The organism is Sphingobacterium sp. GVS05A, from assembly GCF_019969845.1.
Taxonomy (GTDB): domain Bacteria; phylum Bacteroidota; class Bacteroidia; order Sphingobacteriales; family Sphingobacteriaceae; genus Sphingobacterium.
On sequence record NZ_JAHXYR010000002.1, the window covers coordinates 12,760 to 27,076 of the forward strand.

General features: G+C 38.4%; 12 protein-coding genes. 2 read left to right on the forward strand and 10 right to left on the reverse strand.

Features of this window, described 5'->3' with window-relative positions; genetic code table 11:
- Position 1: 1 nt before the first annotated feature.
- Genes LC454_RS04915 through LC454_RS04925 form a run of 3 tightly spaced genes read right to left on the reverse strand, consistent with a single transcriptional unit; the run spans position 2 to position 6,581 of the window.
- Positions 2 to 2,785: a virulence factor SrfC family protein gene (locus LC454_RS04915; RefSeq protein WP_223580208.1), complete on the reverse strand. Its 2,784-nt coding sequence runs from the start codon at positions 2,783 to 2,785 to the stop codon at positions 2 to 4.
- Between the two features lie 7 nt (positions 2,786 to 2,792).
- Positions 2,793 to 5,801, reverse strand: a complete 3,009-nt coding sequence (locus tag LC454_RS04920; RefSeq protein ID WP_223580210.1) for a virulence factor SrfB — start codon at positions 5,799 to 5,801, stop codon at positions 2,793 to 2,795.
- 18 nt (positions 5,802 to 5,819) lie between these two features.
- Entirely contained in the window at positions 5,820 to 6,581 is a 762-nt protein-coding gene (locus tag LC454_RS04925) for a DUF805 domain-containing protein (protein ID WP_223580212.1), read from the reverse strand.
- A gap of 219 nt (positions 6,582 to 6,800) precedes the next feature.
- Here LC454_RS04925 and LC454_RS04930 point away from each other — a divergent pair, with 219 nt between their 5' ends.
- Positions 6,801 to 7,289 (forward strand): tetratricopeptide repeat protein, encoded by a 489-nt coding sequence (locus tag LC454_RS04930; protein ID WP_223580214.1) that lies wholly within the window; start codon positions 6,801 to 6,803, stop codon positions 7,287 to 7,289.
- 249 nt (positions 7,290 to 7,538) lie between these two features.
- Here LC454_RS04930 and LC454_RS04935 read toward each other — a convergent pair whose 3' ends face one another.
- From LC454_RS04935 to LC454_RS04945, 3 genes are all read right to left on the reverse strand, one after another.
- Positions 7,539 to 8,204, reverse strand: coding sequence for a response regulator (locus LC454_RS04935; protein WP_223580216.1), 666 nt, complete (start codon positions 8,202 to 8,204; stop codon positions 7,539 to 7,541).
- 14 nt (positions 8,205 to 8,218) lie between these two features.
- Complete coding sequence (locus tag LC454_RS26495) at positions 8,219 to 9,904, reverse strand: ATP-binding protein (protein ID WP_223580218.1); 1,686 nt, start codon at positions 9,902 to 9,904, stop codon at positions 8,219 to 8,221.
- A 104-nt stretch (positions 9,905 to 10,008) separates the two neighbouring features.
- Positions 10,009 to 10,158, reverse strand: coding sequence for a hypothetical protein (locus tag LC454_RS04945; RefSeq protein WP_223580220.1), 150 nt, complete (start codon positions 10,156 to 10,158; stop codon positions 10,009 to 10,011).
- Positions 10,159 to 10,549: 391 nt separating this feature from the next.
- Here LC454_RS04945 and LC454_RS04950 point away from each other — a divergent pair, with 391 nt between their 5' ends.
- Complete coding sequence (locus LC454_RS04950) at positions 10,550 to 11,581, forward strand: hypothetical protein (RefSeq protein WP_223580222.1); 1,032 nt, start codon at positions 10,550 to 10,552, stop codon at positions 11,579 to 11,581.
- 118 nt (positions 11,582 to 11,699) lie between these two features.
- Here the strand turns inward: LC454_RS04950 and LC454_RS04955 are convergent, their stop codons facing one another.
- The 4 genes from LC454_RS04955 to LC454_RS04970 all read right to left on the reverse strand — a co-directional run bounded on the left by LC454_RS04955 (position 11,700) and on the right by LC454_RS04970 (position 14,168).
- Positions 11,700 to 12,146, reverse strand: coding sequence for a nuclear transport factor 2 family protein (locus LC454_RS04955; RefSeq protein WP_223580224.1), 447 nt, complete (start codon positions 12,144 to 12,146; stop codon positions 11,700 to 11,702).
- 198 nt (positions 12,147 to 12,344) lie between these two features.
- Positions 12,345 to 12,905 carry a dihydrofolate reductase family protein gene (locus LC454_RS04960; RefSeq protein ID WP_223580225.1) on the reverse strand — a complete coding sequence of 187 codons (561 nt, stop codon included), beginning with the start codon at positions 12,903 to 12,905 and terminating at the stop codon, positions 12,345 to 12,347.
- 518 nt (positions 12,906 to 13,423) lie between these two features.
- Positions 13,424 to 13,630: a helix-turn-helix domain-containing protein gene (locus LC454_RS04965; protein WP_223580226.1), complete on the reverse strand. Its 207-nt coding sequence runs from the start codon at positions 13,628 to 13,630 to the stop codon at positions 13,424 to 13,426.
- 1 nt (position 13,631) lies between these two features.
- Positions 13,632 to 14,168 carry a DUF2975 domain-containing protein gene (locus tag LC454_RS04970; RefSeq protein ID WP_223580227.1) on the reverse strand — a complete coding sequence of 179 codons (537 nt, stop codon included), beginning with the start codon at positions 14,166 to 14,168 and terminating at the stop codon, positions 13,632 to 13,634.
- Between the last annotated feature and the right edge of the window lie 149 nt (positions 14,169 to 14,317).

A 14,317-nucleotide genomic window follows, 5' to 3' on the forward strand; every position in this document is an offset into this window, starting at 1 on the left:
TTTAAACCAGTTGAAAAGGTGAATACTGTTCGACCAATAATTTTAATTCCTGATTGGCCTGCTCATCGTAATCGATATATCCTGCATTGACAAGGAGTGAAAGGCGTAAATATTCAATCCATTTGTTGTACTTCTGTAGTGCTATTGCACGTACATCAATATTTTCGGCGTCGAACAAAGCGGAAATCGCGCTGGCAGATGTATCAAGTTTTCGCTCAAAAAATCGATTGGGATTAGAAACCAAGATGTTTCTTGCTTCCTCTTTCTCTTCTTCCGTAAAGTAGCTGACATCAAAATTGAAAATCAATTCATTGATCACCAGGGAGAAGGTTTCGGTCAAAAATATTTCATAACCATGGTTGACATCTATTTCAGAAATGATATCATTTAGCAACCTGACTATTTTGCTGGCAACATTTCGCTTTTTAAGCAGTTCCTTAAAGTAGCTCACAACGAAAATCAAACTGTTTCTATTCAGACCATGTGCGATGAAATCTTTGTACTGATCCAAGTTGTTGATCTTCGCTAACCAAGATTCGAGAATCAATTGAACGTAATACTCAGACTTTGATGAATTGGTCTCTTCCTCCTGGAATAAATCAGCGATTTCGATACCACTGTCTTTTAAAAAGTCTTCAACGGCTTCATGCGATGAAAGCCAAAGATGCTTTTGCAGAATGGTTAGCATTTCTGCTTTCGACTTCGCCTGTTTTAGCTCTGGATATTGAACCAATAGAATGGACTCCTGTGTGGTTTCATCCAGTATACGGCGACTGGTATCAACCACCATATGTTCATTCAGCAACTGAAAAATATCATTTGGGTTAATCGAAAGACAGTTAATAAAGGCGTTAAACAATCCAAGATCTCTAACTAAGGCACTATTAAACGCCAACTGAAACTGATTTACCTGGCGCATCTGCGTTTCCCGCATAACAGTGACATCGTCTTTATGAATAAAACGTTCCAGATCCCGTTGTATCTTGGTTAGGATTGTGTTTAACTTTTGAAGGTTATGATTGATCTTGGTTTTATTACCCGACACCTTCGCCAGAGACTCAATAATCAACGCCGAGCCATCATGATTGATGGAAGCAACTTGTTGCCATGTTTTTTCGGCATCCTGGAAATGGTTTTGGACAAAACCATAGCGTGTAAAGGACTGCTTCATGACTTTCAAAAAATTCTCCCTTTCCGGATGAATTCCGATCTCTTCCCCTTCCTGTTCAAATCCTATAAACGTATCATTCGAATACTTGTAATCACGCAACAGATAGAAATTTTTGAACAGATTTTCCTGAGTTGTCCATTTGGTATGCCAGTTACGCGATTGCGTAACGATCTCCTGCTCGAAGAAACGCTCAAAACGTGTGTGCCATTTATAGTTTAACTTTTCAGCGGATTCCAGGTATTCGCCATCGTTTGTGGTGTCAAACTTAATCTGATTATTGAAAAAGGTAAAGATGACAAACAATGGCGGCAAGCTCGCTTCCTGAAGTGATTTTGATCGCTCTTCGACACTCCCGCCCACGTTGTTTTCAATCCAGTTGTATAACAGGGAAGAAATTTCGTTGACTTCCAACTGCTTGTCATTGGTACAGAACAAAAGATTATTGACATTGAAATCAAGGGAGTATTTATTAAAAAGATAAGAGACCTTACCCCGCAACAACATGGCATCAATATTCTTTGTCGAAATATCCGATTGATCCAATGCCAGACGGCTACGGGCTCCCGGAAAGTCCAATAAATCATTGTATTTTAAAAATTCTTTGGATTCAACAAGTCCTTCGGGAATCGAAAAAACAAGTTCGGCAATCAGCGCTGACAATGCAGGTACCTCAATCTGAACCTCAGAACCATTCGTCAACTTGAAAATTGTGCTGCCCTTTTCAGATTCAGTACTAAGTTCACCCAAGCGTTTGACATCGAGAATAGCTCCGCCCTCACGCAGGACATTTTCAAACTTGATATACCCATAGCGTGCAAACTGCACCAATTTCAGCTTATTGATCAAGTTGATAAATAGTTCTGTCAATAAGATTTCCTTATTCCAAAGGATATCGAATATGCGCGACCAATCTGCAACTCCATAATGGCGGATAATACGACCTATACGTTCGAAGAACCTTGTTTCATAGAGACCTTCAAACAGGATGGTATGCTGTGAAAGATTTTTTTCAAAGTACTCCTTAATCTCAAGCACATCAAATTCGGTTAAAAAATCCTGCTGAGTTTCGGTTTCCTCAAGCTCCAGTTTTTTAAGATGTGCTTCAAAATCTCCTTTTGAGGGAAAAGAAGTAATTTTCTTAAGATCCAGAAAAAAGGCATCAAGTAAGACCAATAGTATATCTTTTGCTGCCAGCAAGTTCACCTTTATTGGAAAATCTGGGAACGAGGGGTCTTGATCAATCGTAAATCGAGTAACCAAGCCAGTACTTTCTGCGCCAGTTCCCGGTGGATTTATTTGCTTTAGGAAATCATATTGTTTATTATCATTTTCAATCTCAAAAGGCCTATTTGTATCGCTCAACAGATTTTTGATCAGATAGGATTTCCCCACCTGGCTTGCCCCAAAGACAGCGATGACCGGTTTATTACCGATATTACTCTTAACCTTTTTAATTGTATTCAGGCTGTTCTTCAATGTGAGGAGCGCTTTATTACGTTCTTCATATTTTAGATTTTTGTCCGCCCATTGAATCGATCCCTGTATAAGATCGATCTTACCGGAAATAAACTCCTTAATAAGCTTGATTTCTAATTCAGAATAATTATTCGACATTTCTTTACTATAAAACGAATTCACAAGTATCTAACCAATATCCCTGAACACTATCCAAGGTTTGATAATGGAGCTGGAAGAAACGTCCCGGCTTCTCATTTCCTTCATTATCTTCGATATGTTCGATTTTCAATATTTCCTTACTTTCATCCCAATCTCGGGCAATGGTCACCTTCAATGGTAGATGGCGTAAAATTTCACCCCGCTCTTTATCGACCTGCTCTTCATAAAATGATGCATCGCGGCCAACAAAACGGTTCTTGACAACCTCTTCCATCTGTCTGTGATCTATACTTAATCTATAGAGACCGGAATACGTGTAGTTTCGCGATAGATATTTCGCATAGCCAAACTCAAAAGGAAGTGATTTAAGCAAAAAAGTCTGCTCATTTTTTTGTGGAGTCAATATGACTTCTTTTCTATTCTCCACTCTGGAAATAATATAATCGGCCGTTGAATTCAGGTTTTTGATCAGCTCCATTGTATTTAAATTGAAGTCCTGTATCTTCTTCAATTTGGCTGCCATCAACGCGATAATTGCACCTACAGCAACAATCGTTTTGGGATCTTCAACATTTCCCAAATTGTCTGCAAACGGATACCATTTTCCGATCCAATAATTATTGAGATTGATCACATTGGTCGGCGAAACATACAGGAATTTTTTGAACAGTTCCTCATAGCTAAGCAGGGATGCAGGCTTTCCGGACAGGACCACAAAATCACACTCAAACTGGTTAATCACCAGACACATCTGACGAACCATTCCCTCAAATACACTCGAGACGATCTCATTGACGACCTTAGCCGATATTGTCCATCGGATTTCCAAAAAATTGAAACCGATTACCCGCTCAAAATAGTTGACAAGTGCACTATTTTCAAATTTGCATCCAATGATTTCTTCGAAGGACATTTCCAAGGATTCTTGGTGATTTGCTTGCTGGAGATATTTAAGTACAATAGGCTGCGCCACCTGATGGACAAATGACTTACGCATCATCTTTGCGAGATAGCCCATGTTATTGGAATTCTCTCCAAAAAATCCATTGATCCGACTTTGGATGTCTACAATCCCCCTTGATCTCCCATAATTTTCCAATCCTTCAATGGTTGAATCATCCATTTTTAAGGGGCTACGAATAATCAGCTTTTGGATTAGCTCCTTCATTAGATCATCTCCTGCCAATTTAAAACTGTCCCAGAACAGCGGTTGTGGAATCAATTCCTGAATCTTATTTGAGGTCTTAAGTTGATATTGATTGATGATTATATCAGTTGTCCCCGCACCGATATCAATCGAAGCAATCTTTAACGCATTCTTATTATTGAATAAAAAATGGTCAATCACATAATTGTTGCTTCTCAATTTTTTCGAAAAGAGGCTGTAAACAAAAACAAGCTGGCTACAGGTCGCCTCATCATACATCCAATCTTTTTTATCTTCCAGCTGGCTGAGGGTTTTGGAGATATCCTGAATAGATGGAATAATCTCCGGTTTCTTGAACCAGTTTGTATTTTCATCCTGATCAAAGTAGAACCGTTGGTAACCATCCAGCAATTCACATGCTTCTGCTGCCGCTTGCCTTAGCGCGATCTGCTCGTGCTGGATCATACCTGTAGGGCATGATATCGTAATCCGTTTGATCGTTCGAGGCATGGTCATTTCGCCATGTTCTTCTCGAAACTTATAGGAATTGATCTGTACATGGGCATGCATCAATACTTCCAGGAACACAAATTTCATCAACGAAGCCCTCGAAAACATGGACTTAGCTCCAAATGCCTCCCTTGCGCTCTTCAAACTTCCATCTAAACTCAATTGTTCAGATATCCCATTCAGGTAAACTTTCTTTACCCGACTGGATTTAATCGGCTGAAATTCCCATTCCCGGTCGCTCATCTGATCGTCCCAAAGATATCGCTTGGGACTTGAGTTATAGGTTTTAAGTTCGTAGCCAAGATCCAGATTTGTACTCGCGGAATTGATTAGCTTTTCTGCCTCAAAACCGATGCGGGTCAAACTGGGAACAATAAATTTATTGTTGTGATAATTGTCTTTATCAATATTTCCAAAGCTCGATTCGCTAAACAACATATTCATTGGAAATGAATTGTTATATTCCAAATGCGGATTGGTATAATCCTGTATAATAAGTTTCTTGACACTATCAAAATCAAAGCTGTCATCATCCTTGTTTTCAAATAACAAGGCACAAGTCGCCGAATTGCCAATATCAATTACCAGGTCAACAGTCTTTTTCCTGATGTTGTCCGTAAAAAGCTGAATTTCTGGAGACTCGGTCTGAGCTGCCAACCATTTAACCAAAAGGATATATTTGGCTATATATTTCTTGATAGGGTGTGTATACCTTTCTTCTTCGTTTTTATCATAAAATAAACCGGCTAGATACCGATCAATCCATGCGACAGAATTGTCCTGCGTAAATAAGAAATTACTCAGATTGATTTCATCAGACTGAAGTCTGAAAACATTCTCATCCGGATTATTGCTCAACTGAGGACCAGTTTTATCATTTTCACTTCTGGCTAAAGACGTATCCACGGCAATGACAATTTTTGCCAGTGTAAACTCTTCATCACAAGTAAAAAAAACGCGTACCCAATCTGTCGGGTACAGCAAATCTCTGTTAATTGAGTTCTCCTTAAAAAAAGGCAATGGAATCCATTTATTTTGGTACTGTTTGAGTGTCTGCTTCAGATTACTTTCTTCGTAAACTTCTGTGACCGTACCGATGCAGGTACTCAAATCGGCTTCATCCTTTAGACGTTTATTGATTACAAAACCTTTATCAATCAATTCCTGCAAACGATAATAATTTTCGTTTCCATCCTTCGTAATTTTAAAAACCGGATCAAGGATAAAATCAAAAAAGTTAGTATCAAATGGCTGGTGGTAGTAAAATCTGTTTTCTTTGCCAAACTCGAGATCAATATTTACATCATACTTGTAATATTGAATGCTGGAATTAGCAATCAAAGAAATCCTTTTCATGTATTTAAAATAATATCGTTAAAATCTTGTCTGTAGGTTGTCCCCTTTAGGATTGGGGCCATATTCGTTTACAAATCTATCACTGTCACCGAAGGCCATCCAAAGGCCGTAGAATGGAATAATTTGGAACCATCCAGAATTCCCCCGATCATGGCAGCGCTTGGTATTCTGGGCAAGAAGAAACCAGTAAAAAGGGATTAAGAACAAGAAGCCTACGGAACCTAGGTTATTCGAGCCATTACTATATCCTACCAATCCTATGACAAAAAATAGATATACGTAGCCAATAACAATACTGAGCCAGTATTCTGTTCGTCTGATTCTTCCCTTAAAACTAAAAGGAGCCGAAAACATAGCTTGCTTTGGATAAATCAAATGTTGCTGTCCACCATTGAATGGATCGTCAATACCATGATATTGGTTCAAAGAAGGGGAATAGGTCTTAAGTTGGGCTTCTACACTATTGCTCTGAACTATGGGGCTACCTATTCCAACTGAATCCGGATTATCTCCACCAGTAACAGGATGAATTGAAACTGGCCCTTCCTGAACAGGGATAGTGATTTCCTCTATAATTGCATCATCATCTTCGACCAGTGTCTCAATCTCTTCAGTAGGATCAGAAAAATACAGAAACTCTTCGAGATCTCCTGCGGGTAGCCAATTTTCCAATCCTTCATACCAAACCAATGTTTCTGCTGAAATATTAGCTGCTTTGATTTCATCAAAGGATAATGGTCCTACCCTTCTGCCGTCAAATATGTAAAAGTATCTTTTCATTGAAATATTCAATTAATAATCGTTAACTCGTAATGGTTGATACAAATCTAGCGGATGATTATGGGCTAATTCTACGGTTTCCCGTAAAGGCATAATTAAGAATTGGTCGGATTGGTCTTTATGCAAAACTTAATATAAAAACAACACTAAGAAGGAAGACTTTGCGGCGATTTCAGTATATTTAATACCACATGACAACTGAAACTAGATTTTGATAAAATGAGTGCAAATGTTCCAATCGTTCGACAAGTATCCTGGCCTGCGGTCGCGATTATCATCCTCATATGGATAATATTCTTAGCCATCTTTGGATTTTTCATTCCAAAGCATGGGATTTTTATCGGTGCTGTTCTCTTTGCCTTGTTATCAATTGTATTGCAGCAGACAATACCGATAACCCATAAAAAAGGGATGAAAGCGATAAAACAAAAAGATTTTAAAACGGCTACAGAACACTTTAAGCAAAGTGTTGATTTCTTTACAAAAAACAAGTGGATAGACAAATACCGTGCAGTGATATTATTAAGTGCTTCAAAAATGTGCTATCGGGAAATGGCACTCTGTAATATTGCATTTTGTTATTCACAGACAATAGAGGCCGAAAAAGCAAAGGCACTTTATGAACAGATTCTAAAAGAATATCCAGATAACGGGCTTGCTTATTATGGCCTAAATTCAATCAATACATTTTCGAATAAGGCTGATTAAACATATTTAAGCGTTCGACTTGGATTCATCTGGAGTCTAAAACCTCAAACGACAATAAAAAAGAAAGGCTATCCTCCGATAGCCTTTTCTCTTCATAAAACTTGTTAATATATAGCACTAAATATCCTGAATGCATCAGTTATTTTTAGATAACGAAAAATATAATTCCTGCTATAAATCCGTTCATACAAACCTAATGCAATACTATAACGATCCCTTACGGGATCCCGTAAGTAGGTAAAAATATTTTTATATAAAGCCCAGTTCCTTACAATGGGCCACCAGCTGTTCATTTTTGGTAAAGCCGAGTACATCTTTCATCAGGTTGAGCCGTTTCTCGATGCTGCTGAGGCTCGATGGCCGGATATCGCGCTGTTGTAGATATTCGGGCATCTCCTTCTGGGATACTCCTTCGTAAAGCAACTTGACGATATGGAGGTCAAATTGGGTAAACTCGTGCGAGTTCTGCTCCTGGATAAACTTCTTGCTATCGGGTGATTGATAGGTACGATGCTGGTAAACAGTCTGGAGTGCCTCGCGCAGATGTTGTCCATCACGACGTGCCTTGCGTACAAGTCCATCAATCTGATTGTCTCGAAACATCTCATTGATCAGTGCAGACCGGTCTTTGGCGGTCAGCACAATAACCTTGATATCGGGTTGTACGATCTTAACGGCTTTGATCAGGGAAAGGCCGTCTTTGATTTCCTGTGGGCTATCGTCATCTTCAAACTCGATATCAGTGATCAGCAGATCATAAGGCTCGCCATCGCGGATGGCATTTTTGATCCAGGTGAGGGCATGATCACAATAATACACATATTTGGTATCATGAATTCCCAGGTCATGCAGGGTTTTCTGCACTGAAATGTTGGCTATCTCGTGGTCTTCGGCAATGAGTACTTTTTTAAACATACAATATTGTCTTTTTATACTAGTGGGATAGTAGTCGTAATGTCGAGTCCTTTTCCCGGTTCACTGACAAAGATAATTTTGCCACCGAGGCTTTCAATACGGGAAACCGTATTCGTCAAACCTTTTCCCTGCGGCTTTTCGGCAGGCATTCCTACACCGTTATCTTTATAATATATGGTGAGCTGCTGATCTAATTTTTCAAAGCGTACCACAACCTGCTCGGCCTGACTATGCTTCTTCATGTTAACCATAAGCTCCTGCAGCACATGCTTTACCTCTTCTTTAATGCGCTTGGCAACGTCCGTCCATTGCTCTACATCATTACCGGCGATCAAGACACGACGGTGATCTGCAGCGAAGGATTTGAGCAAGGAGGCCAGCTGCTCGTTGTACGGTATCTCGGTGACGGTCTGCTGTTCAACATTATGCGAAATATCTCGTGACTGATGATACATATTTTCAAGTTTGTCGAGTACACCATCGCGGTCGACATCATCGTTATGTTCAATCTCGGACATGACACGATAGATACCATTGGCAACGACATCATGGATCTTCTTGGAGAGGTGAAGCTGGGTCTCTTTGACTTTGTTCTCAGCTTCGAGTTCGAGCCGTTGCTTGCGTCGTTTGTACCAGAGGGTACCACCACCAGCAAGTAAAACAAGTAAAAAAAAGCTTGCACCGGTGATAACGCGTTGCCTAATGAGGCGATTCTGCTTTTCAGCATTTTCTTTCTCAAGCCTTAGATTTTCGGTCTTGTTTTTTTCAACTTCATAGCGGATCAGCGCAAACTGATTTTTGGCGGCAGCACGAGCCTGCTGGATGCTGTCGTTGAGTGCCAAATAGGTTGATAAATATCGTTGGGAATACAATGCATTGGACTGTATCAATCCTCGGAGTGCATTCAATTGGTCGTCTGCACTTTTAATTTCTACTGCTACTTTATATTGCCTATTTAAATAATGGATAGAAGAATCAATATTTTTATCATCGTAATACCTAGCTAAACTGGCATAACTTGAATTCTGGCCCCAGAGGTCTTTTTCTTTGAGACGTATACTTAGCGCCCTTTGGTATAATGGGACTGGATTATAGGAGGAATCAGCCATCCACTTCGTCTTAGCCAAATTGTTTAAAAACTTAGCATAGTCTGTAGATCCTAACGACGACTTTGCCAATATCACTTTTGATAATTTAATTGCTTCTTCATAACGCTTCGCATTTCTTAAACAGACGGCCAAATTATTTTTATATATAAGGATATTGCTTGAATCATTTGAGTATCGGATAGCAAGATGGTAATATGGAATTGCTTGATCATATTGCTTCATTTCATCTGTGGCATTAGCAATCGTATTATAAGCGTAGGACAGCAGTGTATCTTGTTTCATCTTTCTTTTATCCAAAAATTCAATCGCTTTGAGAGATGTTTCTTGCGCGCCAAAAAAATCGCTTTGATCATATTCGTTAATTCCAATCAGGATAAAACTTCTTGCTATTGTCAAATCATCTGATTCCTTAAGTGCCTGATCTTTGGCCAATTCGAGATAAAAAAAAGAGCTATCGTGCTTCCCTATATTATAGAAAAAAAGGGCTTTTCGATAATAATTCCGACTTTCACCGATTATATTAGGTTGCTTTTTTTCGGAACACGAAAATATAACGATCAAGGAAAGTAAAAATAAAATAGATCTTTTCACGGCCAAGTTTTTCACTAATTTATCTAAAAAAGATATCTAAATCAATTTTAAACAAAAAAAGAGAGCGATTTTCATCAGCTCTCTCCTGTTTTTTATATTTAAAATTATCCTTTAGGAGGTGGGTTTCCTTTGTCACCACCATCTCCATCCGCTGGCGGTTCATCTGCTGTTTGCACCGTTGGTGCACCAGTGTTCGGTTGTGAATTAGACGGTTGACCGATTCCAAACAAAAAATATAAGATTAAACTCCACATAACTCAAAAAATTAAAAGTCAAAAACTTGGTAGGCCCGCGTGCTCCATGCACCGGATTGCTACAAATGTTTTCAGAAGGCCTTCTGAATTTTTTGGGAAGTAAGAGTGTCCATCGCGGGAGGCAGAAGCTGCTTCCCAAACCGGCTAATGTCTACCGCGATATCTTCTCATTGTGAAATCTGTTTAGTATCTTAGCCTCATAAACTAATCGACTATCATCTGATTTCGAAAACAAAGTTATAGCCGCTAAAAGCCTTTTTATCAAATCATTCCGAAAGGTTCGAATGATCTGATGAGATTCTTATTATTCCGACGATTCTGATGTATTGATGGTATATAATCTTACGGGATTCCGTAAATTCCGATGTAGAATTAGCGTATTTTTGATGCCATGCCAACGACATTTGCCAAATTTAAAGAAGAGGTTTTCGCCCTTTATCAGGCGAAGAAAATTAGACAGGAACTTGATGACCTATTGGTCAACCCCTCTCCTGCTAAACTGAGAGACTATTGTTTAATCAGATTGTCCGAGGGCCTACCTCCCGAAGACATTGAAGTTTTTCAAAAATTCTTTGATCCACTTAAAAGAGAAAAAAATCTGGAAGAAGCGATAACCAAGTACAATACAGGATATTTAAAAGCATTGCAAAAGTTCGCCCTCAACATCACACAAGATCCTGAGGACCGCGTCGTGAAGCTATTTGCTATACTTGTGGATTATCAACCTAGGCCATTCCGATTTGCCTATAATAATTTAGACCAAACCCCACTAAGTGATGTACCTAAAGAAGAAGAGCATTCAGAGGTTAAAGAAGATATAGAAAATGTTTTGCCCGCATCGAGTGAACCTCAGGCTACTACTCATGATAATGTTATTTTAGAAGAAGATCAAGTGGAAACTATGGGAATCGCTGATGATAAAAACGATCACATAGCCACTACAGAGGAAAGTAACGAAGCTAATGAACCTGAAAATATGGAGGTGTTGGTTCAATCATCTAAAAAGCTAATTCTAAATAAATATGCCCTAAGATTTTCCGGGATTGCTTCGCTGATTATCGCAATCTTTTTTACAGTTCATTATCTAACTCCGGAAGACTGCATGTGCTGGAACGGGGAAAGATATATCCAAGTGGACTGTCAAGATAAAACTCAACGCTATCGAGTGATCGGGCTGGATCAAGACAAACTCGAGCACTTTCGTAAAATTACTAGGCCGGACACACTAGGATTAAAAGATTTGGGTAATATTTGGTACTCAAAAATTGATAACGAAATCGAATTTTTTACAGCTCCTGGTTACCACCCAATTCAAACAATGCGCTCACTAAAAGCATCTACAAAACATATTTTTGAAACCTATGCTGGCCAAAGGATAGAGAATAATCAAAACAAGCAATATGGGATTATGCAAAAACAGTAATACTCCCACTTAAAATATTCAAGCATAATAAAAGCCACATTTGACAAAATGTGGCCTTAAATAAACATATGATTCACTAGTGGTTTGCCTTTTTATGACTGGCAAACCACCAGTGATACTATTTATACGAATTGATTGATTTGGATACTTTCCAGTTGTTGCCTTCGCGCTCCAAGGTAACCAGATCAGTCTTGGTGAAGTTCTCAAATTTCAAGGTCACCTTAGCCACCATATAGTCTGCTGACTCTTCAAGGATTTCGGTGCTTACTGCACAGTTCAATTTCTCCCCCTTTTGTTTTTTCAGAGATTTTACCACTGCTTCACGGCTATGAGATTGCGCATTGGAAGCTTGAACCTTTTGGTTGAAATCAGCAGCGAACAATTGCTCTACACCTGTTGATTCGCCTTCGGTAGTTACCGCAACGTAGTGCTCTAAAGCGAAGTCTGCTGTGGAAAGGTTAACGTTTGCTTTTGCTGATTTGGAACCTGGTCCTTCAGCTGCCATAGCGAAAGTGGATACTGCGATTAAGGCTGCTGCTGCGAATGTTTTTACTAGAGTTTTCATAATGTCTTTATTTTATTGTGTTAGTTCTGTTGTTCTTATTTGTTGACTCAAAACTACAACACAATACGCCCCTGGCCTATCGGCTTTAGACTAACGGAAAGGAAAACTCGGTGAATGGCGGGAATGGGGAGGTGAAGAATTTCCGACAGTCATTAAAATGCAACACCAGCATTAATTCGCAATAAAGTTCATTAGATATCAATTATGAGGACGGTAAATATGCAAATTGCTTCCACAAGAATAACTTTCAGTACGGATTAAATCGAACTTGACCCGATCTGATATATTGGGAAATAATGGCTTTCCCGAACCTAGAACAATAGGATATAGCATTAATGCGTATTCATCTATTAAATCCAGCTTTGCGAGTTGAGAAACAATAGTACCGCTTCCGTAAATAAGAATATCATTCCCCGGCCCGCACTTCAATTGTTCGATATCTTGTTTATTGACTTCCCTAACAATTTTCGTATTGTTCCAGTCGGCCTCGGCAAGCGATTTTGAAAAAACAATCTTTGGCGTATTATTCATGAAATTAATAAACGATGGCCGGTCAGCTGCAGTCAAAGTCTTATCAGACCAGTATTGTGACATTACTTCATAGGTTTCTCTGCCATAAATAATGGTATCGGCTTTATCCTGTCGCTGTTCATAAAAATCCTCTATCTCGCTATCCCAGGGAAACCAATCTGTTTCGCCATGTGTACCGGCGATAAAACCATCAATCGATACCCAGTTTAAGACGCTAATTTTTCTCATAATAAGCTTAATTTCACGTGTAATTTTTGGTTCATAATGCTACTTGCTCTAACACCTTGTTGACTAAAATAAAATTATAGATTAATAACCTTCAAGCGCTTATCATAAGGCAAGAAAAAAAGTTGTTTTCTTGTTTAAATCTTTAGATAAGCTCATGTTAATTCAAGTTATCAAAAATAATTTACTCGAATAAAACTATTTCACATCGGCTTCTGTTCTTACTATACAAAGCAGCTATTAGTTACCTTTCGAGAGAAAGGATCAACATAAAAATTGGCGTAGTGCAGTGAAAATCCAATAGTATTCAAAACACATTGGATGACGAAACAAAAAAGAGGAAACGATAGGAAACATAAAAATTACTGTACAGATAAACGCTATGATAAAGGGTCTGATTAACATCAGACCCTTTTGAATTAATTGTTTACTAATCGTACCTTCCTTCGATCAGATCGCTTTTGTTATTTGATGATTAACTGCTTTAGGAAGTCTTCTTTTTAGAATCCCTCTTTCATTCCTCAACCCTCTACAAATTCCAAGATGTCTCCCGGCTGGCATTCTAATACTTTACAAATTGCTTCCAATGTGCTAAACCTTATCGCTTTGGCTTTTCCAGTTTTTAATATTGAAAGATTTGAAAGTGAAAGATCAACTTTCTCTGATAGTTCGTTCAATGACATTTTTCTCTTAGCCATCATGACATCTAAATTTACAATTATCGGCATCTTATACGGTTAAATCGTTTTCGTTTTGTAATTCAATTCCTCTGCTAAAAATAACAGATATCACATAGATAACCGCAGCCATTAAAATAAATGCTTGACTATCGGTCCAGAATTGATTTAAGCTTCCGACTTCGTAGCCTTTCCTTAGAATTCTACCCACGGCTTCTTGTGCAACATAACTCAACAGCCCAATTGAAAATGTTAAATAACTGATCTTTGTAATCTGTTTGGAAACTAAATTATTGAAGGGTTTATTCAGATCCAATTTGTGCATCATTTCGACCACCAGATAAAATAAATGTGCTTTCAATACTGCAATGACAATGATAAAAGAATAGATTGTGTAAAAAGACACTTGGCTCTGCCTGTACATAGCCGACAGATCAAGTTTTTGATAGAGTCTTCCAACCAGTTCCGGTTTGAAAATACTGAAAACGAAATTAACAATAATGGCTCCTGCTTCAATAGACAATCCAACAAATATGATCCAGGCGACTACCAATAATCCTTTAAAAACGATGTTGTCCATTTTTTTCATAATTGATAAGTTTTATATTTAATGTAATAATAATAAATATTTAGCGATTATCACCAAATATTTATTTTTTATTACAAAAAAAATCAAGATACATTATCAAGTATTATGTATCGAGAGGACCAAAGTAAAACCTACTGTATAAGCAAAGG